The organism is Burkholderia sp. YIM B11467, from assembly GCF_052952715.1.
Window position 1 is genome coordinate 19,177 of record NZ_JBQVSQ010000019.1, and the last position, 22,609, is coordinate 41,785.

General features: G+C 67.9%; 15 protein-coding genes. 12 read left to right on the forward strand and 3 right to left on the reverse strand.

Annotation, left to right across the window (positions count from 1 at the left end; genetic code table 11):
• Positions 1 to 21 precede the first annotated feature (21 nt).
• The 3 genes from ACTRWB_RS36400 to ACTRWB_RS36410 all read left to right on the forward strand — a co-directional run bounded on the left by ACTRWB_RS36400 (position 22) and on the right by ACTRWB_RS36410 (position 2,384).
• Positions 22 to 1,407 carry a cytochrome-c peroxidase gene (locus ACTRWB_RS36400; RefSeq protein WP_446904759.1) on the forward strand — a complete coding sequence of 462 codons (1,386 nt, stop codon included), beginning with the start codon at positions 22 to 24 and terminating at the stop codon, positions 1,405 to 1,407.
• 108 nt (positions 1,408 to 1,515) lie between these two features.
• Positions 1,516 to 1,902, forward strand: a complete 387-nt coding sequence (locus ACTRWB_RS36405) for an RT0821/Lpp0805 family surface protein (protein ID WP_129514329.1) — start codon at positions 1,516 to 1,518, stop codon at positions 1,900 to 1,902.
• A gap of 11 nt (positions 1,903 to 1,913) precedes the next feature.
• Complete coding sequence (locus tag ACTRWB_RS36410) at positions 1,914 to 2,384, forward strand: NUDIX hydrolase (RefSeq protein ID WP_193099464.1); 471 nt, start codon at positions 1,914 to 1,916, stop codon at positions 2,382 to 2,384.
• 117 nt (positions 2,385 to 2,501) lie between these two features.
• Here ACTRWB_RS36410 and ACTRWB_RS36415 read toward each other — a convergent pair whose 3' ends face one another.
• Entirely contained in the window at positions 2,502 to 4,211 is a 1,710-nt protein-coding gene (locus tag ACTRWB_RS36415; protein WP_129514330.1) for a glutamine--tRNA ligase/YqeY domain fusion protein, read from the reverse strand.
• 250 nt (positions 4,212 to 4,461) lie between these two features.
• Here ACTRWB_RS36415 and ACTRWB_RS36420 point away from each other — a divergent pair, with 250 nt between their 5' ends.
• Together ACTRWB_RS36420 and ACTRWB_RS36425 are read left to right on the forward strand one after the other, a co-directional pair.
• Positions 4,462 to 4,671: an ornithine acetyltransferase gene (locus tag ACTRWB_RS36420; RefSeq protein ID WP_006497729.1), complete on the forward strand. Its 210-nt coding sequence runs from the start codon at positions 4,462 to 4,464 to the stop codon at positions 4,669 to 4,671.
• Positions 4,672 to 4,816: 145 nt separating this feature from the next.
• Positions 4,817 to 5,365: an RBBP9/YdeN family alpha/beta hydrolase gene (locus ACTRWB_RS36425; RefSeq protein ID WP_412022008.1), complete on the forward strand. Its 549-nt coding sequence runs from the start codon at positions 4,817 to 4,819 to the stop codon at positions 5,363 to 5,365.
• A gap of 34 nt (positions 5,366 to 5,399) precedes the next feature.
• Here ACTRWB_RS36425 and ACTRWB_RS36430 read toward each other — a convergent pair whose 3' ends face one another.
• Positions 5,400 to 6,620, reverse strand: coding sequence for a CaiB/BaiF CoA transferase family protein (locus tag ACTRWB_RS36430; protein ID WP_129514332.1), 1,221 nt, complete (start codon positions 6,618 to 6,620; stop codon positions 5,400 to 5,402).
• A gap of 254 nt (positions 6,621 to 6,874) precedes the next feature.
• On the opposite strand from ACTRWB_RS36430, the gene alaS reads away from it, so the two are divergent.
• Positions 6,875 to 9,499, forward strand: coding sequence for an alanine--tRNA ligase (gene alaS / locus ACTRWB_RS36435; RefSeq protein WP_446904760.1), 2,625 nt, complete (start codon positions 6,875 to 6,877; stop codon positions 9,497 to 9,499).
• Between the two features lie 212 nt (positions 9,500 to 9,711).
• Here alaS and ACTRWB_RS36440 read toward each other — a convergent pair whose 3' ends face one another.
• Positions 9,712 to 10,626 carry a LysR family transcriptional regulator gene (locus ACTRWB_RS36440; protein ID WP_446904761.1) on the reverse strand — a complete coding sequence of 305 codons (915 nt, stop codon included), beginning with the start codon at positions 10,624 to 10,626 and terminating at the stop codon, positions 9,712 to 9,714.
• A gap of 128 nt (positions 10,627 to 10,754) precedes the next feature.
• On the opposite strand from ACTRWB_RS36440, the gene ACTRWB_RS36445 reads away from it, so the two are divergent.
• From ACTRWB_RS36445 to ACTRWB_RS36470, 6 genes are all read left to right on the forward strand, one after another.
• Positions 10,755 to 11,993 carry a YbfB/YjiJ family MFS transporter gene (locus ACTRWB_RS36445; protein ID WP_446904762.1) on the forward strand — a complete coding sequence of 413 codons (1,239 nt, stop codon included), beginning with the start codon at positions 10,755 to 10,757 and terminating at the stop codon, positions 11,991 to 11,993.
• Positions 11,994 to 12,401: 408 nt separating this feature from the next.
• Positions 12,402 to 14,075, forward strand: a complete 1,674-nt coding sequence (locus tag ACTRWB_RS36450) for a ShlB/FhaC/HecB family hemolysin secretion/activation protein (RefSeq protein ID WP_446904763.1) — start codon at positions 12,402 to 12,404, stop codon at positions 14,073 to 14,075.
• Positions 14,076 to 14,137: 62 nt separating this feature from the next.
• Positions 14,138 to 17,368: a two-partner secretion domain-containing protein gene (locus tag ACTRWB_RS36455; RefSeq protein ID WP_446904764.1), complete on the forward strand. Its 3,231-nt coding sequence runs from the start codon at positions 14,138 to 14,140 to the stop codon at positions 17,366 to 17,368.
• A 382-nt stretch (positions 17,369 to 17,750) separates the two neighbouring features.
• Positions 17,751 to 21,185: a two-partner secretion domain-containing protein gene (locus ACTRWB_RS36460; RefSeq protein WP_446904765.1), complete on the forward strand. Its 3,435-nt coding sequence runs from the start codon at positions 17,751 to 17,753 to the stop codon at positions 21,183 to 21,185.
• A 306-nt stretch (positions 21,186 to 21,491) separates the two neighbouring features.
• Entirely contained in the window at positions 21,492 to 22,028 is a 537-nt protein-coding gene (locus ACTRWB_RS36465) for an NUDIX domain-containing protein (RefSeq protein ID WP_446904766.1), read from the forward strand.
• 139 nt (positions 22,029 to 22,167) lie between these two features.
• Positions 22,168 to 22,605, forward strand: coding sequence for an acyl-CoA thioesterase (locus ACTRWB_RS36470; RefSeq protein WP_446904767.1), 438 nt, complete (start codon positions 22,168 to 22,170; stop codon positions 22,603 to 22,605).
• Positions 22,606 to 22,609: the final 4 nt, after the last annotated feature.

The window sequence follows — 22,609 nt, forward strand, 5'->3', positions numbered from 1 at the left end:
AACCCACTTTCCGACGAATCGATGAAGCCTCGCCAACCGACAGCCGGCGCGTTCGCGCGTTCGTGGCTGCATCTGACCGGCGCGCTCGCGCTGGCCACCACGCTTGCAACCCTTGCCGGCTGTGACGGACAGCCGGGTACGGGCACGCCGCCTGCACAGGCCGCGAGCGCGGCGAGTTCACCGGGCATCGCGAAGTTGGTTGCGTCCGCAACGGTTGCCGCGAGCGGCGCCGTGGTCGCGACGAACCAGCCGCAGACGCGTGCACAAGTTTACGAAGGCGTGCGCCGGATGACGGCGCTCGGCAAGCAACTTTTCTTCGACCCTACACTGTCAGGCTCCGGCAAGCTGGCGTGCGCGTCGTGCCACAGCCCCGATCACGCGTTCGGGCCGCCCAATGCGCTGGCTGTGCAGTTCGGCGGCGACGACATGAAGCGCGCGGGCTTTCGCGCGGTACCGTCGCTCAAGTACCTGCAGGGCGTGCCGCAGTTCACCGAGCACTTCCACGATTCCGACGACGAAGGCGACGAGAGCGTCGATGCCGGCCCGACGGGCGGCCTCACGTGGGACGGCCGCGTCGACACGGGCGCCGAGCAGGCGCGCATTCCGCTCACGTCACCGTTCGAGATGAACAGCTCTCCGGCGAAGGTCGCGCAGGCCGTGAAGGCCGCGCCGTATGCGGACGAGTTCCGCGCGGTGTTCGGCGTGAAGGTGCTCGACGACGACGCGGCCACGTTCAAGGCCGTGCTGCGTGCGCTCGAGACGTTCGAGCAGACGCCCGAACTGTTCTCGCCGTACACCAGCAAGTACGACGCGTATCTCGCCGGTCACGCGCAGCTCACGCCGGCCGAACTGCGCGGGCTGCAGTTGTTCAACGACGAGAAGAAGGGCAATTGCGCGAGCTGCCACATCAGCCAGCGCGCGCTCGACGGCACGCCGCCGCAGTTCAGCGATTTCGGGCTGATCGCGATCGCGGTGCCGCGCAACCGCGCGTTGCCCGTCAATCGCGACCCGCGCTTTTACGATCTCGGTGCATGCGGCCCCGAGCGCACCGACCTGAAGGGCCGCGACGAATTCTGCGGGCTGTTCCGCACGCCGTCGCTGCGTAACGTCACGCTGCGCAAGACGTTCTTCCACAACGGCGTGTATCACACGCTCGAGGACGTGATGCGCTTCTACGTCGAGCGCGACATTCATCCGGAGAAGTTCTATCCGGTCGTGCACGGCAAGGCACAGATCTACGACGATCTGCCGAAGCGCTACTGGCCGAACATCAACCGCGAGCCGCCGTTCGACCGCAAGCGCGGCGAGCAGCCGGCGCTGAACGCGGCCGAGATCAAGGACGTGATCGCGTTCCTCGGCACGCTGACTGACGGATATCAGCAAACGGCCGCGCCGGCCAAGCCCTGAAGGCATCCGTTGCCGCACGCATGCTATGCTCGCTCGCTGACGGGCGTGGCGCGTGCCGGTTCGCCGGCATGCGCCACGCCGTTCGATCGAACATCCAAGGAGAACAACATGTCGATGCGTGCATCCCTTTCCGTCGTCACGCGTGTGCTGGCCGGCGCCGCGTGCGCAGCCGCGATGCTGCCCGCCCATGCGCAGAACAACCTGAACTTCCTGACCGACACGCCGCTCAGCTATTTCAGCAAGGCCGACACGGCGTCGCTGTCGAAGGCCGCCGCGAAGGTGCGCGACGAAGGCAAGGACGGCGAAACCACGACCTGGCAGAACAGCGGCAGCCGCACGCAGATCGAAGCGAAGCTCACGCCGACCACGACCGAGACGGACGGCAAGACCTGCCGTGAAATCACCACCGACATCACCGCGAAGGGCCAGGCGATGACGCTCAAGCCCGTCTACTGCAAGACGGCTGCGGGCAAGTGGCAGCTGCAGAAGCACTGAGCACGCGTGTGATGAAGCGGGGCGGCGCGCCGCGCACGGTGTCGTGCGGCGTCGTGATCCTCGATGCGGCCGGCCGCGTGTTTCTCGCGCACGCGACGGACACCACGCACTGGGATATCCCGAAGGGGCAGGGCGAGCCGGGCGAGTCGCCGGCCGACGCCGCGCTGCGCGAGCTACTCGAGGAAACCGGCATCGAATTCGCGCCGGCCCGGTTGCTCGATCTCGGCCGCTTCGCGTACCGGCACGACAAGGACCTGCACCTGTTCGCGGTGCAGGTCGCGGACGGCGAGATCGATCCCGCGCACTGCACGTGCACGTCGATGTTCCCGAGCCGTCGCGACGGTTCGATGATTCCCGAGATGGACGCGTATCGCTGGACCGTGCCGGGTGACATCGACGCGTATGCGAGCCGCAGCCTCGCGCGGCTGTTTCGCACGAAGCTGTCGCTGGTGGAACTGCATCGGCGGCTGTCGGGCGAGTGAGTCAACGCGGCGGCTTCGCTTCGAACCACGCAACAAAAAACCGGCCCTCGGGCCGGTTTTTTTATGGTTGCGCGACGTCGGCCTGGGGCCGTGCACCGCGCGCGGCGCAGCAGGCCGTCAGGCCGGCTTGCCCCAGCTGTCGCGCAGCCCGACGATCCGGTTGAACACGGGCTTGCCCGGCTTCGAATCGACGCGATCGGCGACGAAGTAGCCGTGCCGCTCGAACTGCAGGCGCGTTTCCGGCGCGATGTCGTCGTTGCCCGGCTCGATATAAGCCTGCACGATCTTCTTCGAATCGGGATTCAGCGCTTCGAGGAAGTTCGCGCCGCCCGCGTCCGGATGCGGCTCCTTGAACAGGCGGTCGTAGATCCGCACTTCGGCCGGCTGCGCATGCTTCGCGCTGACCCAGTGGATGTTGCCCTTGACCTTGTACGTGTTCGCGCCGTCGGTACCCGACTTGCTGTCCGGGAAGTAGTTGCAGTGCACGGCCGTCACGTTGCCGTCGGCGTCCTTGTCGAAGCCCGTGCATTCGATCACGTAGCCGTAGCGCAGGCGCACCTTGTTGCCCGGGAACAGGCGGAAATAGCCCTTCGGCGGGTTCTCGACGAAATCCTCGCGCTCGATCCACAGCTCGCGCGAGATCGGGAACGTGCGCACGCCGCGGTCCGGATGGTGCGGATGCACGGGCGCCGTGCATGCTTCCTCGAGGTCTTCCGGATAGTTGTCGATCACGAGCTTCAGCGGATCGAGCACCGCGACCGTACGCGCGGCCTTGTCGTCGAGGTCGTCGCGCAGCGCGCCTTCGAAGATGCTCATGTCGATCCACGAATCGATCTTCGTCACGCCGATCCGCTCGCAGAACAGGTGAATGCTCTCCGGCGTGAAGCCGCGGCGGCGCACGCCGACGATCGTCGGCATCCGCGGGTCGTCCCAGCCGTCGACGTGGCCTTCGGTCACGAGCTGCAGCAGCTTGCGCTTGCTGGTGATCGCGTACGTGAGGTTCAGCCGCGAGAATTCGATCTGTTGCGGCAGCGGGCGCGTGAACATGCCGGCTTCCGCGAGTTCGTTCAGCACCCAGTCGTACAGCGGGCGGTGATCCTCGAACTCGAGCGTGCACAGCGAATGCGTGATGCCTTCGAGCGCATCCGAGATGCAGTGCGTGTAGTCGTACATCGGATACACGCACCATGCGTCGCCGGTGCGGTAGTGGTGCGCGTAGCGGATCCGGTAGATCACCGGGTCGCGCATGTTCATGTTCGGCGAAGCCATGTCGATCTTCGCGCGCAGCACGTGCTCGCCTTCCTTGAACTCGCCGGCCTTCATGCGGCGGAACAGGTCGAGGTTTTCGTCGGGCGTGCGTTCGCGGAACGGCGACGGCTTGCCGCCTTCCGTCAGCGAGCCGCGGTTCGCGCGCATTTCATCCGCGCTCTGGCTGTCGACGTAGGCCTTTCCGCGCTTGATCAGCAGCTCGGCGAATTCGTACAGCTTGTCGTAGTAGTCGCTCGCGAAATACTGGTGATCGACTGCGTCCTTGCGCCAGTCGAAACCGAGCCAGCGCACCGCGTCGACGATCGAGTCGACGTACTCGACGCTTTCCTTTTCCGGGTTCGTATCGTCGAAGCGCAGGTGGCACACGCCGCCGTAGTCGCGCGCGACGCTGAAGTTCAGGCAGATGCTCTTCGCGTGGCCGATGTGCAGATAACCGTTCGGCTCGGGCGGGAAGCGCGTTTCGACGCGGCCGCTCCATTTGCCGGTGCGGTTGTCGTCGTCGATGATGTTGCGGATGAAATTGGAAGCCGCGGGGGCGTCGTTGCGTTCGGTGCTCATGCGGTTGGCGTCAGGTTGTGTCGGCGTCGCGCCGGTTTAATCCTGTAATTCTACCTGACCGGGGTCCGTCCCGCGCGGCTTGCGGGTCGGGAGCGATGCATTCGCGATGCGTGCCGCAATATCTCGATAGTGTGTCGGCTGTAACACGACGTAAATCGGATTGCCCGCGCCGTTCGAGTTTTCCTATGATGGCTTTACCGATTCAATGCCGCCATTCGCGTCATCGCATGGCGGGAGGAAGCCAATAACCATGATGAAGAAGACCACTTTTCTCGTTCGTACCGCGGTGATCGTCGCGGCCCTGTCGCAACTCGGCGCATGCGCGATGACGCATACGCAACGCAATGCCGGTATCGGCGCGGCCGCGGGCGGCGCGCTCGGCTACCTGATCACGGGTGGCCCGGTCGGCACGGTGGCCGGCGCGGCGGCTGGCGGCCTGGTCGGCGCCGGCGTGCGCTGATCGCCGCACGGTCGTGACGCCCGCCTGAGCGCGTCACGACCCGCCGCACAACCCTCCGGTTTTTGACAGGCAGCATCAGGGAGAGGAGGGTGTGCGACACTTCGTCGACATCCCACAACGACACCATTCGTCGACGCATCCTTCCATGAGCGCCCCCCTCGTTTTCGTCCTGCCGGGCTACGCCAATTCGGGCCCGCTTCACTGGCAGAGCCGCTGGGAGCGCGCCGATGCGCGCTTCTCGCGCGTCGCGATGCCCGACTGGGATCGCGCGTTCCGCAACGGCTGGTGTCTCGCGCTCGACCGCGCGGTCGAGGCCGCGCGCGGGCCCGTGCTGATCGCCGGCCACAGCCTCGGCACGCTGACCACCGCATGGTGGGCGACGCGCTATGCGCGCCCGGCCGCGCTCGCGAAAGTGCGCGGCGCGCTGCTCGTCGCGTTGCCCGATCCCGCCGGGCCGGCGTTTCCGGCCGACGCGCACGGGTTCGGGCCCGTCCCGCACGAGCGGCTGCCGTTTCCGACCTGCGTGGTCGCGAGCAGCGACGATCCGTACGGTTCGATCGCATTCGCGCGCGGCTGCGCGCAAGCATGGGGCAGCACCTTCCACGACATCGGCCCGCGCGGCCACATCAACGCGGACAGCGGGCTCGGCGACTGGCCGGCCGCACGCGGCTGGCTGGACGCGCTCGCGCGGTAGGCACCGCCGCGCGAGCGCCTGAAGCGGCCGATCGTCAGATTGCCTGCTTCGCCTTCAGCGCCGCGATCCGCGCGTCGTCGTAACCGAGCATGTCGCGCAGCACGTCGTCGGTCTGCGCGCCGAGCAGCGGTGGGGCCGTGCGCGCGTCGGGCGGCGTCGCGCTCATCCGGATCGGATTGCGCACGAGCTGCACGTCCGCGCCGCACGGGTGCGGCAACGCCACCTGCATTCCGCGCGCGACGACCTGCTCGTTGTCGAACACCTCGTCGAGATCGTTGATCGGGCCGCACGGCACGCCGGCCGCTTCGAGCACGCCGATCCAGTCGGCCTTGCCGCGCGTCTTCACCATCTCCGCGAGGATCGGCACCAGCGTGTCGCGGTGGCGCACGCGCGACGGGTTCGTCGCGAAGCGCTCGTCGTCGGCCAGTTCGGGCCGGCCGCCGGCCTCGACGAACTTGCGGAACTGCCCGTCGTTGCCGACCGCGACGATGATCCACCCGTCGCTCGTCTGGAACGTCTGGTACGGCACGATGTTCGGATGCGCGTTGCCCCAGCGCACCGGCGGCTTGCCGCTCGCGAGGAAGTTGGTGTTCATGTTCGCGAGCAGCGCGACCTGCACGTCGAGCAGCGCCATGTCGATGTACTGGCCTTCGCCGGTACGGTCGCGGTGCGCGAGCGCGGCGAGCACGGCGATCGTCGAGTAGAGGCCGGTCGCGAGATCGGCGATCGCGACGCCGGCCTTCTGCGGGCCGCCGCCCGGCTCGCCGTCGCGCTCGCCGGTGATGCTCATGAAGCCGCCGATGCCCTGCACGATGAAGTCGTAGCCCGCGCGGTGCGCATACGGGCCCGTCTGGCCGAAGCCGGTGACCGAGCAGTAGACGAGATCGGGCTTCACCGCGCGCAGCGATTCGTAGTCGAGCCCGTATTTCTTCAACTGGCCGACCTTGTAGTTCTCGAGCACGACGTCGCTTTGCGCGGCGAGCTCACGCACGATCTGCTGGCCTTCGGGCGTCGCGATGTCGATCGTCACCGAGCGCTTGTTGCGGTTCGCCGCGAGGTAGTACGCGGCTTCGGCGGTATCCGCGCCGTCCGCGTCCTTCAGGTACGGCGGCCCCCAATGGCGCGTGTCGTCGCCGGCGCCCGGGCGCTCGACCTTGATCACGTCCGCGCCGAAATCGGCAAGCGTCTGCGCGCACCACGGGCCTGCGAGCACGCGGGTGAGGTCCAGCACGCGGATATGGCTCAGGGCACCCATCGTCGAATCGTCTCCTTTCATGGCTGGCCTTCCTTGTCGGGCAAGGCCGATTGGCATGCCGAGCATCTTAAGGCGAATCGGCCATCCGGGTGGCCCAGCCGGACCATCCGGCCGGCCGGGCCGCTTTGCCGGCGCTTTGCCCGGAAGCCGGCCCCGATCCCGTATAATCGATCGTTTCCGAATCCATGCCGCCGCACGCCCCGCCAAGGGCGCCGGCGTTTGAAGCCGTCTTTGCCAGACCGTCCCCGCACGCCATGAAAGCTGCCGAAATCCGCGAGAAATTCCTCAAATTCTTCGAATCGAAGGGCCATACGATCGTTCGCTCGTCGAGCCTCGTGCCCGGTAACGATCCCACGCTGATGTTCACGAACTCGGGCATGGTCCAGTTCAAGGACGTGTTCCTCGGGACGGACCCGCGCCCGTACTCGCGCGCCACGACGGCGCAGCGCAGCGTGCGCGCGGGCGGCAAGCACAACGACCTCGAGAACGTCGGCTACACGGCGCGTCACCACACGTTCTTCGAGATGCTCGGCAACTTCTCGTTCGGCGACTACTTCAAGCACGACGCGATCCGCTTCGCGTGGGAGCTGCTGACCACGGTCTACCAGCTGCCGAAGGAAAAGCTGTGGGTCACCGTCTACCAGGAAGACGACGAGGCGTACGACATCTGGGCGAAGGAAGTCGGCGTGCCGGCCGAGCGCATCATCCGGATCGGCGACAACAAGGGCGCGCGTTACGCGTCGGACAACTTCTGGACGATGGGCGACACGGGCCCGTGCGGCCCGTGCACGGAAATCTTCTACGATCACGGCCCGGACGTGTGGGGCGGCCCGCCGGGGTCGCCTGAAGAAGACGGCGACCGCTACATCGAGATCTGGAACCTCGTGTTCATGCAGTTCAACCGCGACGCGCAGGGCAACATGACGCGCCTGCCGAAGCAGTCGGTCGACACCGGCATGGGCCTCGAGCGCCTCGCCGCGGTGCTGCAGCACGTGCACAGCAACTACGAGATCGACCTGTTCCAGAACCTGATCAAGGCCGCCGCGCGCGTGACCGAGATCAGCGACCTGACCAACAACTCGCTGAAGGTGATCGCCGATCACATCCGCGCCTGCTCGTTCCTGATCGTCGACGGCGTGATTCCCGGCAACGAAGGCCGCGGCTACGTGCTGCGCCGGATCGTGCGCCGTGCGATCCGCCACGGCTACAAGCTCGGCCGCAAGGGTTCGTTCTTCCACAAGCTGGTGGCCGACCTCGTCGCCGAGATGGGCGTCGCGTATCCGGAGCTGAAGGAAGCCGAGCAGCGCGTGACCGACGTGCTGCGCCAGGAAGAAGAGCGTTTCTTCGAGACGATCGAGCACGGCATGTCGATCCTCGAGGGTGCGCTGGCCGACGTCGAAGCGAAGGGCGGCAAGGTGCTCGACGGCGAACTCGCATTCAAGCTGCACGATACCTACGGCTTCCCGCTCGACCTCACGGCCGACGTGTGCCGCGAGCGCGGGATGACGGTCGACGAGCCGGCGTTCGACGACGCGATGGCGCGCCAGCGCGAGCAGGCGCGCGCGGCCGGCAAGTTCAAGGCCACGCAGGGCCTCGAGTACACGGGCGCGAAGACCACCTTCCACGGCTACGAGGAAATCGCGTTCGACGACGCGAAGGTCGTCGCGCTGTACGTCGACGGTTCGTCCGTCACTGAAGTGAAGGCCGGCCAGGATGCGGTCGTCGTGCTCGACCACACGCCGTTCTATGCGGAATCGGGCGGCCAGGTCGGCGACCAGGGCGTGCTCGCGAATGCGTCGACGCGCTTCGCGGTGGCCGACACGCTGAAGGTGCAGGCCGACGTGATCGGTCATCACGGCTCGCTCGAGCAGGGCACGCTGAAGGTCGGCGACGTGCTGCGCGCGGAAATCGACGCGCACCGCCGCGCCCGCACGCAGCGCAACCACTCGGCCACCCACCTGATGCACAAGGCGCTGCGCGAAGTGCTCGGCGCGCACGTGCAGCAGAAGGGTTCGCTGGTCGACGCGGAAAAAACCCGTTTCGACTTCGCGCACAACGCGCCGATGACCGACGACGAAATCCGTCGCGTCGAGCAGATCGTCAACAACGAAATCCTCGCGAACGCGCCGGGCATCGTGCGCGTGATGCCGTACGACGAAGCGGTGAAGGGCGGCGCGATGGCGCTGTTCGGCGAGAAATACGGCGATGAAGTGCGCGTGCTCGACCTCGGCTTCTCGCGCGAACTGTGCGGCGGCACGCACGTGCACCGCTCCGGCGACATCGGCTTCTTCAAGATCGTCGTCGAAGGCGGCGTCGCGGCCGGCATCCGCCGCGTCGAGGCGATCACCGGCGACAACGCGGTGCGCTTCGTGCAGGATCTCGACGCCCGCGTGAACGAAGCGGCGGCCGCGCTGAAGGTGCAGCCGTCGGAACTCACGCAGCGCATCGCGCAGGTTCAGGAGCAGGTGAAGTCGCTCGAGAAGGAACTGGGCGCGCTGAAGTCGAAGCTCGCATCGAGCCAGGGCGACGAACTCGTGCAGCAGGCCGTCGAAATCGGCGGCGTGTACGTGCTGGCTGCCACGCTCGACGGCGCGGACGCGAAGACGCTGCGCGAAACGGTCGACAAGCTGAAGGACAAGCTGAAGAGCGCGGCGATCGTGCTGGCGGCCGTCGAAGGCGGCAAGGTCAGCCTGATCGCGGGCGTGACGCCGGACGCGAGCAAGAAGGTCAAGGCCGGCGAGCTCGTGAACTTCGTCGCGCAGCAGGTCGGCGGCAAGGGCGGCGGCCGTCCGGACATGGCGCAGGCTGGCGGCACCGAGCCGGCGAACCTGCCGGGCGCGCTGGCTGGCGTCAAGGGCTGGGTCGAAGAGCGCCTCTGATCGGCCCGACCGGCGCGGTGCCCGAGAGGGCAGCGCGCCGTCCGGTACCGCGCGGTTCTATCGACGGAATCGCATGAAACGACCCGACCGGCATGGGTGCCGGTCGGGTCGTTTTGCGTTTACGCACGCTGAACGGGGCGATCCGCCACCCTGTCCGGCCCGCAATCGAGCGGTGCGCGAGTGCGCGGTCGCGTGTCGGTTGGCGGGTCGCGTCAGGCCGGTTGCGCCACGCGCGGTTTCGCTACCGCGTCCGGCTGCCGCCCGGCCTCCCCAAGCGCGTCGCGCAGCGCGGCGAGCGCCGCTGACGCATAACCTTGCCGCCACGCCAGCAGCGTATCGATCCGTTCGAATTCCGGAATCGCATGCGCCGTGATGTGGTCGATCTCGGGCTGCAGGTCGAGCACCGAGCGCGGCGCGACCGCGACGCCCGCGCCGGCCGCGACACACGCGACGATCGCGTGGTAGGACCCGAGTTCGAGCACCCGTGCCGGCTTCAGCCCGTGCGCCGCATACCACTGCTCGACGTACTTGCGGTACGTGCAACCGCGCTCGAACGCGATCAGCGTCGGCAGGATCACGTCGCGCGGCGTGCGCACCGGCGGATGGCCGCGCGGCGTCAGCAGCACCAGTTCTTCGCTGAACACGGGTACCACGTCGAGCGTGTCGGGCAGCGTGTCCGGCGCGGGCGGGCGTGCGAACAGCGCGGCGTCGATCTCGAACGCGCGCACTTTCTCGATCAGCCAGGCCGTCGTGCCCGTCACGAGTTCGAGCGACACGTCGGGCCACGCATGGTGATAGCGCGCGAGCACGGTCGGCAGCCGGCTCGCGGCCGTGCTCTCCATCGTGCCGAGCCGCAGCCTCCCGCGCGGCGTATCCTCGCGCACCGCGTCGCGCGCCTCGTCGGCGAGCGCGAGCAGGCGCTCCGCATACGGCAGCAGCGTGTGCCCGGCCGGCGTCAGCACGAGCCGGCGGCCGTCGCGAACGAACAGCGCCGCGCCGAGTTCTTCCTCGAGTTGCTTGATGCGCGTCGTCACGTTCGACTGCACGCGATTGAGCTTCGCCGCCGCGCGCGTCACGCCGTTCTCGCGCACGACGGCCCGGAAAATCGCCAGCGCCGCCAGGTCCATGATTCTCTCCAAAGGATGACTGGATTCTTAATTATTCATTTTTCGAGAACGATCGGTCAAGCTAGGATGACGCCATCCCGATCCTCGTCGCGGCCGGCGCATCGCATGCGGCGGCCCGCGCTGCCGCCATGTCCCGTTTCGATGCACCGCCCGCTGCCCACGCGCTTTCGTCAGACGAAGCCGACCGCCACGCCCGTACGGCCGCGCTGGCCTGCATGATCGGGCTGGCCGTCGCGCTCGGCGTCGGCCGCTTCGCGTTCACGCCGCTGTTGCCGCTGATGCTCGCCGACGGCTCGATCGGCCTGAAGGCCGGCAGCTGGCTGGCATCGGCGAATTACGCGGGCTACTTCGCCGGTGCGGTCAGTTGCGCGGCGTTGCACGTCGCGCCCGCGCGGATGGTCCGCTTCGGGCTCGCGGCCACCGTGCTGCTCACGGCCGCGATGGGCGCCGGGCATCTGCTGCCGTTGTGGCTCGTGGTGCGCTTCGTTGCCGGCGTGGTCAGCGCGTGGACGTTCGTGTTCGTGTCGCAATGGGGGCTGCGCCGGCTCGCGGAACTGCATGCGCCGGAGTGGAGCGGCGTGATCTACGCGGGGCCGGGTGTCGGCATCGTGCTGACGGGGCTGGTCGGCAGCGCGCTGGCCGGTCATCGCGCGGCGCTCGGCTGGTTCGGCTTCGCGGCGCTGTCGATCGTACTGTCGGTCGCGATCTGGCGCACGTTCGCCGTGCCGGCGGCGGCGAGCTCGCTGCCGTCCGGCGCTGTGCCGCACGCAGCGGCCGTGGCCGCGCCGGACACCGCCCGCCGCCATCGCGCGGATGCCGTATGGCTCGTCGTGCTGTACGGGATGCCGGGCTTCGGCTACATCATCACGGCGACCTTCCTGCCGGTGATCGCGCGCGCCGCGCTGCCGGCGGGCTCGCCGTGGCCCGACCTGTTCTGGCCGATGTTCGGCGCGGCGCTGATTGTCGGCGCGCTCGCCGCCGCGCGGCTGCCCGGGCACTGGGACAACCGGTTGCTGCTCGCGCTCGGCTGCGCGACGCAGGCGCTCGGTATCGGGTCCGGCATCGTGTGGCCCAATGCAGCGGGTTTTTCGCTCGGCTGCGTGCTGCTCGGCCTGCCGTTCACCGCGATCACGCTGTTCGCGATGCGCGAGGCGCGCCGCCTGCATGGCGAGCGTGCGGCCGGGCTGATGGGTTATGCGACCGCTTCGTACGGCATCGGGCAGATCGCGGGACCGCTCGTGGCGGCGCCGCTGGTCGCGCGATATGGATCGTTCACGCCGGCCCTGTGGGTCGCGGCCGCGACGCTGCTGGCCGGGGCGGCGGGGTTCGCGGTTATCGCGGCGGCTGCCGCGCGTCGGCGACCGTGAACCTGATCGTCGGCGCCGGCGGATCGCGTGCCGCGTCGACGGGTGTTGCCTCGCCGGCTACATGGAAAGGTGCGGGCCTTTATGGTCGATGTCGATGCGGGACCGGGTAATTGAATAGGATTGCTGTATTTTATCCGGCATGACTTCGTACGTGACGCGATTTGACCGAAAGGTGCCGCCCAAATTTCGTACCTGATCTACATACATCGGGAATGTCTGTCTGTAGCATCCGCCGAATAGATTGATCGCTGGAGTGTTCCGGCGGTTCGACTTCGGATGCTGTGGCGTATGTGGGCAGATCAAGTTCAAACAAGAATCGTCGTCCGTTTTCGCGACGACGTCGGCGCTTTCCTCGTCGCCGATCCTCGCGTGGCCGGCTCGCGGGCCGTGGCCGTCGAATCCGGTGGCTTGCGACATGCAATCAGAGGGGGCAACCTTGCGCTGTGCCTGTCGCTGTTGTGGGGCGCGGGCGCCGCGAGCCTGCCTGGGCAAGCGCACGCACAAGTGCCGAACGCCGGCTCGACGATGCGCGACGTCGAAACGTCGCGGCCGGCCCTGCCGCCGGAAGCCGCCCCCGATCTCGAGATCGTCCCGTCCGAAAGCGCCGCGCAGCCGCCACCGGAAGCCGGGCCGCGCATCGTCGTGCGCGCGTTCGAGGTCGGCGGCAACACCGTATTCGACAGCGCCACGCTGCAGGCGCTCGTCGCCGGGCTCGCCGGCGACACGCTCGGGTTCGCCGACCTGCAGCGCGCGGCCGAGCGAATCACCGCCTACTATCGCGAGCGCGGCTACGTGCTTGCGCGCGCCTACCTGCCGAAGCAGGACATCGAGGACGGTGTCGTGCGTATCGAAGTCGCCGAAGGGCGCTACGGCAAGATCGAGATCCAGAACCATTCCCGCGTATTCGATGCGGTGCTGCGGCAGCCGCTATCCACGTTGCATTCGGGCGACGTCGTGCGCGGCTCCAGCCTCGAGCGCAGCCTGCTGCTGCTCGACGATCTGGCGGGCGTCGGCGCGCGCGGCACGCTGCGCCCGGGTGAAGCACCCGGCACGACCGATCTCGTCGTCGAGGCCGAACGGGCGGCGCCCGCGTCCGGGTCGCTCGAATTCGACAACTTCGGGGCGGTATCGACGGGGCGCTACCGCGTCGGCGGCAGCGTCGACGTCAATGCGCCGTTGCGGCTCGGCGATCGGCTGAGCCTGCGCGGGCTCGGCACCGACGAACGGCAACGCTATTACCGTGCAGCCTATCAGGTGCCGGTCGGGCCTGCGTCCACGCGGGTCGGCGTCGCATATTCATCGGTGCATTACCGGGTCGCCGGGCGGTTTTCCGATCTCGAGATGAGCGGGCGTGCCAGCGTGCAGACCGCATATGTCGTACAGCCGCTTGTGCGTGGACGTGATTTCAGCCTCACTGCGCAGGTTCAATACGAAAACAAGAACCTGCGCGACGAATACGGCGCGCTCGAACTCCGCAATGACAAGAACATCGGCCTGTGGACCGTCGGGCTCAGCGGCAACAACCAGGACGGCTGGCTGGGCGGCGGCCGCAGCGGCTTCTCGGTGATGTTCGGCGTCGGACGGTTGCGCGGCAACGATGTTTTCGCAGCGAACGAACTGACGAAGGCGATCGGCAGCTTCGCGAAGCTGAACCTGAATGCGCAGCGGATTCAGGCGTTGGGCGGCCGGTTCCAGCTGTATGGGCAAGTCAGCGCACAGCTCGCGTCGCGCAATCTCGACTCATCCGAAAAATTCAGTCTGGGCGGCCCTTACGGCGTGCGCGCGTATGCGCTGGGCGAAGGCAGCGGCGACCAGGGCTGGCAGGCGAGCGCGGAACTGCGTTATCTCGTCGCGCCCGGCTGGCAGGTCAGCACGTTCGTCGATGCGGGGGGCGTGCAGGTCAACCGGCATCCGTGGACGCACGAACGGAACACGCAGCACATGCAGGCGGCGGGTGTCGGCGCGAGCTGGTATGGCACGAAGCGGCAAGTCACGCTGACGGCCGCATTGCCGCTCGGCCGGGGGAGCGATTCGCCAGCTCGCTCGCCGAGCGTATGGGTTCAGGCCGCTCAGTATTTCTGAGCGTGCGTGATCGGTTGCTCGTTTCCCGCGAGCATTCAAATATCAAATAAAGAGGATTCCAAATGAATAAGGCCTATTCACTGGTATGGAACGAAGCGCAGGGCGGCTGGTGCGCGGTGAGCGAAACCGCGCGCCGTCGCGGCAAGGCAGGTAGCGGCAAGCGCCTGCTGGCGGCGGGGGTGTCGCTGCTGGGTCTGGCGGCGACGAGCGCCTACGCGCTGCCGACGGGTGGTGTGGTGGCGTCGGGGCAAGCCGACATCGCGACGTCGGCGGACGGCAAGACGATGTCGATCAACCAGCACACGAACAAGCTGATCACGAACTGGCAGGACTTCAGTGTGGCGGGCGGGGAGCGCGTGTCGTTCCAGCAGCCGACGAGCCAGTCGATTGCGCTGAACCGGGTGATCGGCACGAACGGCAGCCAGATCCACGGCCAGATCGACGCGAACGGCAAGGTGTTCCTGGTGAACCCGAACGGCGTCGTGTTCGGCGCGGGCGCGCAGGTGAACGTGGGCGCGCTGGTGGCGTCGACGAAGGACGTGTCGGACAAGGATTTCCTTGCAGGCAACTACCGGTTCGCCGGTGCATCGGGGCAGTCGGTGGAGAACGCCGGGAAGATCACGGCGGCCGAAGGCGGCAGCGTCGCGCTGTTGGGTGCACGGGTGTCGAACACGGGCGTGATCCGTGCACAGGCCGGCAGCGTGGTACTGGGCGCGGGTAACGCGTTCAACGTGAACTTCGACGGCAACGGTTTGCTGAACCTGCAGGTGGAAGGTGGCGCGATCGATGCGCAGGCGCGCAACGGCGGGTTGCTGAAGGCGGACGGCGGCGAAGTGCTGATGACGGCGCGCGCGGCGAATGGCCTGCTGAACGCGGTGGTGAACAACAGCGGGACGATCGAGGCGCAAGGGCTGAGCGCGCGCAACGGGAAGATCGTGCTGGATGGCGGTCTGGTGCAGGTCGGCGGCAAGCTGAACGCTGCAGGCGGTACGGTGACGACGCGCGGCGAGCGAGTGCAAGTGTCGAGCGATGCACAGGTCGATACACGCAGCGCTTCGGGCCGCACGGGCACATGGACGATCGAGTCGGCGAACGCGAACGTCGATGGCGCGGACGCTGCGATCGGTGCGGCAACGCTGTCGCGCACGCTGGGCACGACGAACGTCGCACTGACGAACACGTCGGGCGACCTGACAGTGGGCGGCGCGGTGAACTGGACGAGCGACCACGGGCTGACGTTGACGTCGAACAAGGGCGACGTCGCGCTGAAGCGGTCGCTGACCGCAAGCGGCGCAAAAGCGGGCGTATCGGCGAACGCGGCGGGCGAGATCCGCGTAGACGACAAGCTGGCGCTGACAGGCGAGCAGGCACGACTGGAATTGAACTCGACGAAGGGCCGGCGGTTCACGCAGGACAACGCATCCGTGACGCTGTCGGGCCGCGATGCGTCGTTCTCGTCGAACGGCGAAGCGTATCAGGTGATTCACGACGTGGCGGGCCTGCGCAACGTGGACCGCAACCTGACGGGCCGCTACGTGCTGGGCAACGCGATCGACGGCAAGGGCGGGGCGTTCCAGAGCATCGGTGCGAACGGTTCGTTCGACGGCGTATTCGACGGCCTTGGCAACACGATTTCGCGACTGTATGTCACCGGGAGCACCCCGTCCGTCGGGCTGTTCGCCGAGAACCGTGGGCGCATCGCCAATCTCGCGCTTGATTCGTTTGCCGTGAGCGGCGCGTCGAACGCTCGCGATTCGATGGTCGGCAGCCTGGCCGGCTACAACCGCGGGACGATCTCGAACGTCCGCGCGACGGGGATGAGCGTCTCGTCCTCGTCCGCCGACCGGGGCCGGCACGATGTCGGGGGGCTCGTCGGCGTGAACGACGGCGGCGTCATCGACGGCGCGCGCTTCCAGGGGCGTATCACCGGCTACAGCAGGGCAATGTCGGTGGGCGGGATAACCGGCCAGAACGTCTCCGGTGCGCGAATCGCGAACAGCCGCGTCGACGCCGAGATCGTGAGCAAGGGGTCGTCGTCGGTCGGCATGTACATAGTGGGTGGCCTCGTCGGCACGAACTGGAACTCGACCGTAACGGATTCGTCGAGCAGCGGGAAGCTGTCGGTGGGCGACAACACGTTCGCGGGCGGCCTGGTCGGCTTCACGGTCGGCGGCGCGATCGATCGCTCGAATGCGTCGATGGCCGTGTCGGCCGGTAAAGAGGGCTATATCGGTGGCGCGGTCGGCTGGAACGTCAGTGCGGTGTTGTCGAACGTGTCGGCGAGCGGCAGCGTCAGCGCAACGTCCGGGGCGATGGTCGGTGGTCTGGTCGGCAACAACGGTGGCACCATTCGCGATGCATCGGCGAGCGGCAACGTCAGCGCAGCGTCCGGGGCAAAGGTCGGCGGTCTGGTCGGCGGCAACGACGGCACCATCCGCGATGCAACGGCGAGCGGCAACGTCTCCGCGAAGGCCGGCAGCACCATCGGCGGGTTCGTCGGCAGCAACGACGGCGGCGAGATCAGCCGGTCGCAGGCGTTCGGCAACGTGGGCGGAAGCGGGGCGGCCGCGGTTGGCGGCTTCGCGGGCGCGAACGTCGGCGGCGTCCTCGCCGACGTATCGGCGAAGGGGCGCGTGACCGATGCCGCGCACGGCGTCGTCGGCGGCCTGGTCGGCAAGAACACCGGTGCGATTCGCGACGGCGTGGCGGAAGGCAACGTGAGCGCGGGCAACGACAGCATTGTCGGAGGGCTCGTGGCCATCAACGACGGGAAGATCTCGGGCTCGCGATCGAGCGGATCGGTGCACGGCGGTCTGGACAACAGGATCGGCGGGCTCGTCGGCGAGAACCGCGGCACGATTGCATCGTCGAGCTCGACGTCGAACGTTTCCGCGGAGCGCGACAGCTACGTGGGCGGCGTGGTCGGTTACAACAAGGGCCGGGACGCCATCGTGAGCGACTCGAAGGCGTTCGGCAGCGTGGCGGCTGTCGGCGCGCGCTTCATCGGCGGGTTTGCCGGGTGGAACGAGGCGTTGATCACCGATTCGCAATCGTCGGGCACGGTGTCGAGCATGGCTTCGTTGGGCGGCGGTTTCGTGGGCGGTAACGGCGGCACGATTCGCTCGTCGCGGACCAGTTCGAAGGTCGAATACGCGGCGCAGGCGCGGCCGGTGTTTCTCGGCGGTTTCGCTGCGGTCAACGCGGGAATCATCGAATCGAGCCATACGACGGGCGCGGCATCGACTGAACCGTTCACCGGTTTGAATATCGGCATGATCGACGGCAAGCGGTAATCCGCGTCAACGCGGGGTGTGGCGTTGCGCACGGCCCGGTGCCGCCGCCCGCCCATCCCGCTCCTCGAGGGCGGTAATCGAGCCGCGGCCGGCTTTCCCGTGTCGAACGAAGCGATGCCGGCGTGCCCGGTACGTGTGATGTCGACCTCCGCGAGGCAGGCCGCGAATCGCTTCTTGCCGCCCTCCATTTTTAAATTCATCCAGGTATGCAAATCGACTGGCTATGCCGGGTCGATCCCTGCGCGTATCCGTTCGGCGACGTGCAGGGTCGACGGCATGCCTGTCGGGCGTATGGGTTCAGGCTGCCCGGCGGTGCCGGGTGGCGTGATCGGAGGTCCGTCGAAGACGGGCCGGTTGAAACGTAGATTGAAGAGGATTCCAAATGAATAAAGCCTACTCGCTGGTATGGAACGAAGCGCAGGGCGGCTGGTGTGCGGTGAGCGAAACCGCGCGCCGTCGCGGCAAGACGGGCGGCAAGCGCCTGCTGGCGGCGGGGGTGTCGCTGCTTGGTCTGGCGGCAACGAGCGCCTACGCGTTGCCGACGGGCGGTGCGGTGGCGTCGGGGCAAGCCGACATCGCGACGTCGGCGGACGGCAAGACGATGTCGATCAACCAGCACACGGACAAGCTGATCACGAACTGGCAGGACTTCAGCGTGGGTGGCGGCGAGCGCGTGTCGTTCAAGCAGCCGGACGTCAAGTCGATCGCGCTGAACCGCGTGATCGGCACGAACGGCAGCCAGATTCACGGCCGGATCGACGCGAACGGCAAGGTGTTCGTGGTGAACCCGAATGGCGTGGTGTTCGGTGCGGGCGCACAGGTGAACGTGGGCGGTCTGGTGGCATCGACGAAGGACGTGTCGGACAAGGATTTCCTTGCAGGCAACTACCGGTTTGCCGGCGCGTCGGGCCAGTCGGTGGAAAACGCGGGGACGATCACGGCGGCCGAAGGCGGCAGCGTGGCGCTGCTGGGCGCGCGGGTGTCGAACACGGGCGTGATCCGTGCGCAGGCTGGCCGCGTGGCGCTGGGCGCGGGTGACGCGTTCACCGTGAACTTCGACGGCAACGGCCTGCTGAACCTGCAGGTGGAAGGCGGCGCGATGGATGCGCAAGCGCATAACGGCGGTCTGCTGAAGGCGGACGGCGGCGAGGTGCTGATGACGGCGCGCGCGGCGAACGGTTTGCTGAACGCGGTGGTGAATAACAGCGGGACGATCGAAGCGCAAGGGCTGAGCACGCGCGACGGGAAGATCGTGCTGGATGGCGGGCTGGTGCAGGTCGACGGGAAGCTGAACGCGGCTGGCGGCGCGGTGACGACGCGCGGCGAGCGGGTTCGCGTGTCGAGCGAGGCGCAAGTCGATACACGCAGCGCGTCGGGCCGCACGGGTACGTGGACGATCGAAGCGGCGAATGCGAACGTGGGGCATGCGGACGGCACGCAGCACGTTTCGACGGTCAATGGGACGGACACGAACGTCGATAATGCGGACGTGGCGATCGGTGCGACGACGCTGTCGCGTGCGTTGAACACGACGAACGTCGCGTTGACGAACACGGCAGGCGATCTGACGGTAAACGGCGCGGTGAACTGGACGGGCGATCATGCATTGACGCTCACGTCGCAAAAGGGCGACGTCGCGCTGAAGCAATCGTTGACGGCGAGCGGCGCAAAAGCGGGCGTGTCGGCGAATGCGGCAGGCGAGATTCGCGTGGACGACAAACTGGCGCTGACAGGCGAGCAGGCAAGACTGGAACTGAATTCGACGAAGGGTCACCGGTTCACGCAGGACAACGCGTCGGTGACGCTGTCGGGCCGCGATGCGTCGTTCTCGTCGAACGGTGAAGCGTATCAGGTGATCCACGACGTCGCGGGCCTGCGCAACGTGGATCGCAACCTGAGAGGCCACTACGTGCTCGGCAACGCGATCGACGGGAAGGGCGCGGCGTTCCGGAGCATCGGCGCGAACGGTACGTTCGACGGCGTGTTCGACGGCCTCGGCAATACCATCGGCGATCTGTCGATCTCCAATCAGGGCGGCAACGCCGTCGGCCTGTTCGCGTTCAACGCGGGCCGCATCGCCAACCTCGAGCTGGACAAGGTGTCGACGCGCGCGGTCGTGCCGTCCTACTGGTCGCCCGTCAGCGTCGGCACGCTGGCCGGCTACAACATGGGCACGATCTCGGACGTGAAGGCGACCAACGTCGCCGTAAGCGGCGACGGGCACGCGATCGTCGGCGGCCTCGTCGGCAGCAACTTCGGCGGCACGATCGAGCGCGCATCCGTGGCGGGGCGTGTCGACGGCGGCCGGGATGCGCTGAACGTCGGCGGCCTGGCCGGTGAAAACATCGCGTTCGTCTCGCTCGACGACGCGATGATCCGCAACAGCCGTGCCGACGTCCAGGTCGTCAGTTCGTCGAGCGGCAGCGCAGGCGGGCTGGTCGGAGACAACCGCGGGAGGGTCGATGCGTCGACGGTCACCGGCACCGTGACCGCGCTCGGCACCGGCGCCCGTGTCGGCGGCCTCGCCGGCGCCAACAACGGCGGTGCGATTGACGCATCGACGGCCGCCGCGGATGTGCGGGCCGCACGCAACGCATCGGTGGGTGGTCTGGTCGGTTACAACGCGGGCCGGGTGGACGCGTCCGGGTTCAAGGGCATCGTGGCGGCAAGCGACAGTGCTCGTGTGGGCGGGCTGGTCGGCGAAAACCGTGGCGTCGTCAATGCGTCGGCGGCCGCCGGTCGGGTGATGGCCGGTGCGTCGAACGTCGGCGGCCTCGTGGGCGCCAACTTCGCGAGCGTCCGCGAATCGACGTCCAGCGTCGCCGTGGAGGCAGGCGCTGCCGGCGTGGCTGGCGGGCTGGTCGGCCATAACGTCGGCAAGATCGATGCGTCGAGCGCGAACGGCTACGTCGCGGTGGGCGCGAACGGCATCGCGGGCGGGCTTGCCGGCCGCAATGCGGCGACCGGCGAAGTGCTCGCGTCGTCCGCGAGCGGCGACGTCTTCGCACGCGACTACGCAACGGCGGGCGGCCTCGTCGGCGTGAACGACGGCGCGATCCGCGCATCGTCGGCGCGCGGCACCGTGGTGGCAGGCATGCTCGGGCAGGCCGGCGGGCTGGTCGGCGTTAATGCGGGCACTGTGCAAGTATCCGCTTCGACGGGTTCGGTGGCGGGCGACATCTCGAGCGTCGCCGGTGGCCTCGTGGCAACCAACAGCGGCGTCATCGACGGATCGTCGGCAGCGGGCGAGGTTTGGACCGCATTCGACAGCATCGCCGGCGGGCTGGTCGGCCGCAACACGGGTTCGGTGCTCAAGTCCGACGCGAAGGGTGCGGTCACCGTGATGGGTGCGGGCAAGGCAGGCGGCCTGATCGGCTTCAACGCCGGCCGCGTGTCCGGGGCGAGTGCGTCCGGCGATGTTCTGGCCGATCGCCGCAGCGCTGTCGGTGGCCTGGTCGGCGAAAACTACATGGGCGCATCGGTGGAACGGTCCAGCGCGACCGGTTCGGCGAGCGGCGGCCACGATAGCTACGTCGGCGGCCTGGTCGGCTTCAACAGCGGGGCGATCGCATCGTCGTCGTCGGCCGGCACGGTTTCCGGCGGCTACTACGCGCGGCTCGGCGGCCTGGCGGGCGCGAACTTCGGCTGGATCGACAGCTCGACGACGAAAACCCGCGTCGTGCTGACACCGGGATACGCGCAGCAGTCCGGCGCGCTCGTGGGCCTGAACTTCGGCAACGTGACGGGTAGCAGCACGACCGGCAACAACGCCGGGATGCCGCTCGCCGGTATCAACTACGGCAGCATCCGCGACTGACCGGCGCCGTCCGCGCCGGCGGGGCGGTCTGACCGGCCCGCCGGCGATCCGGACGGCCCGCGACGGCCTGAGCGGGACGGCAGGCCGCCGCATGCCGAAAGGAGGGCGCGGCGCGTCGGGCATGCGCATCGGCGCGTCGCCCGGCCGGGGCGAGGGCAGGCGAATCGCCCGCGTCGTTCCGGCCGGCTCTTCCTGTCATCGCTGAAAGCCTCGTCGCGGCGCAAACTCGCTAGAATCGAGACTTTCCCGCGCCGAGCGCGAACGGGGCCGCCACTGCAGGCGGCCCCGTTCGCCCTGTCTCCATCGATGACCACCGCCGACTACCGTTTTTGTCCACGCTGCGCCAGCCCGCTGACCGAGCGCGCCGATCCCGAACACGAAGGCGGCCGCATTCGCCAGGCCTGCCCCGACGACACCTGCGGCTACGTGCACTGGAATAACCCGCTGCCCGTCGTCGCGGCGATCGTCGAACTCGACGGCAAGATCCTGCTCGCACGCAATGCGGCCTGGCCCGAAGGGATGTTCGCGCTGATCACCGGCTTCCTCGAGAACGGCGAAACGCCCGAGGACGGCATCGCGCGCGAGGTGTTCGAGGAAACGGCGCTGAAGGCCGAACACGTGTCGCTCGTCGGCGTCTACGAATTCATCCGCAAGAACGAACTGATCATCGCGTACCACGTGCGCGCGTCGGGCTCCGTCGCGCTGTCGCCGGAACTGCTCGAATACAAGCTCGTCGATCCGCCGCTGCTGCGCCCTTGGCGCGCCGGCACCGGCGTCGCGCTCGCCGACTGGATGCGCGCGCGCGGCCTCGATTTCGAGTTCGTCGACCGGCCGGGGCAGTGACGGGCCGGCCCGTGCGCAGGGTTTCATCCACCGTGCCGCGCGCGATCGCGACGCGGCGCTTCGCTTCCTGCCGGCGCGCCATGCCGTACGGCCGCCGCGCTTCGTTCGCATCGCTCCCTTCGTCCTGACCGCCATCGCCATGTCCGACAAGCTGCAGCCGCGTCCGCGCGACGCCTACCGCCACTTCCTGCCGATCACGACCCGCTGGATGGACAACGACGTCTACGGGCACGTGAACAACGTCGTCTACTACAGCTACTTCGACACCGTCGTGAACGCGTACCTGATCCGCGCGGGCGTGCTCGACGTCGAGCACGGGCAGACGATCGGGCTGGTGGTCGAGACGCAGTGCAACTACTTCGCGCCGCTCGTGTTTCCGCAGTCGGTCGACGCGGGGCTGCGTGTCGTCAAGCTCGGCACGTCGAGCGTGCGCTACGAGATCGGGCTGTTCGCGCAAGGCGACGCCGCGCCCGCCGCGCAGGGGCATTTCGTGCACGTGTACGTCGATCGCGGCACGCGCCGCCCCGTGCCGCTGCCCGACGCGCTGCGCGCCGCGCTCGAATCGCTCGCGGCCTGACGCT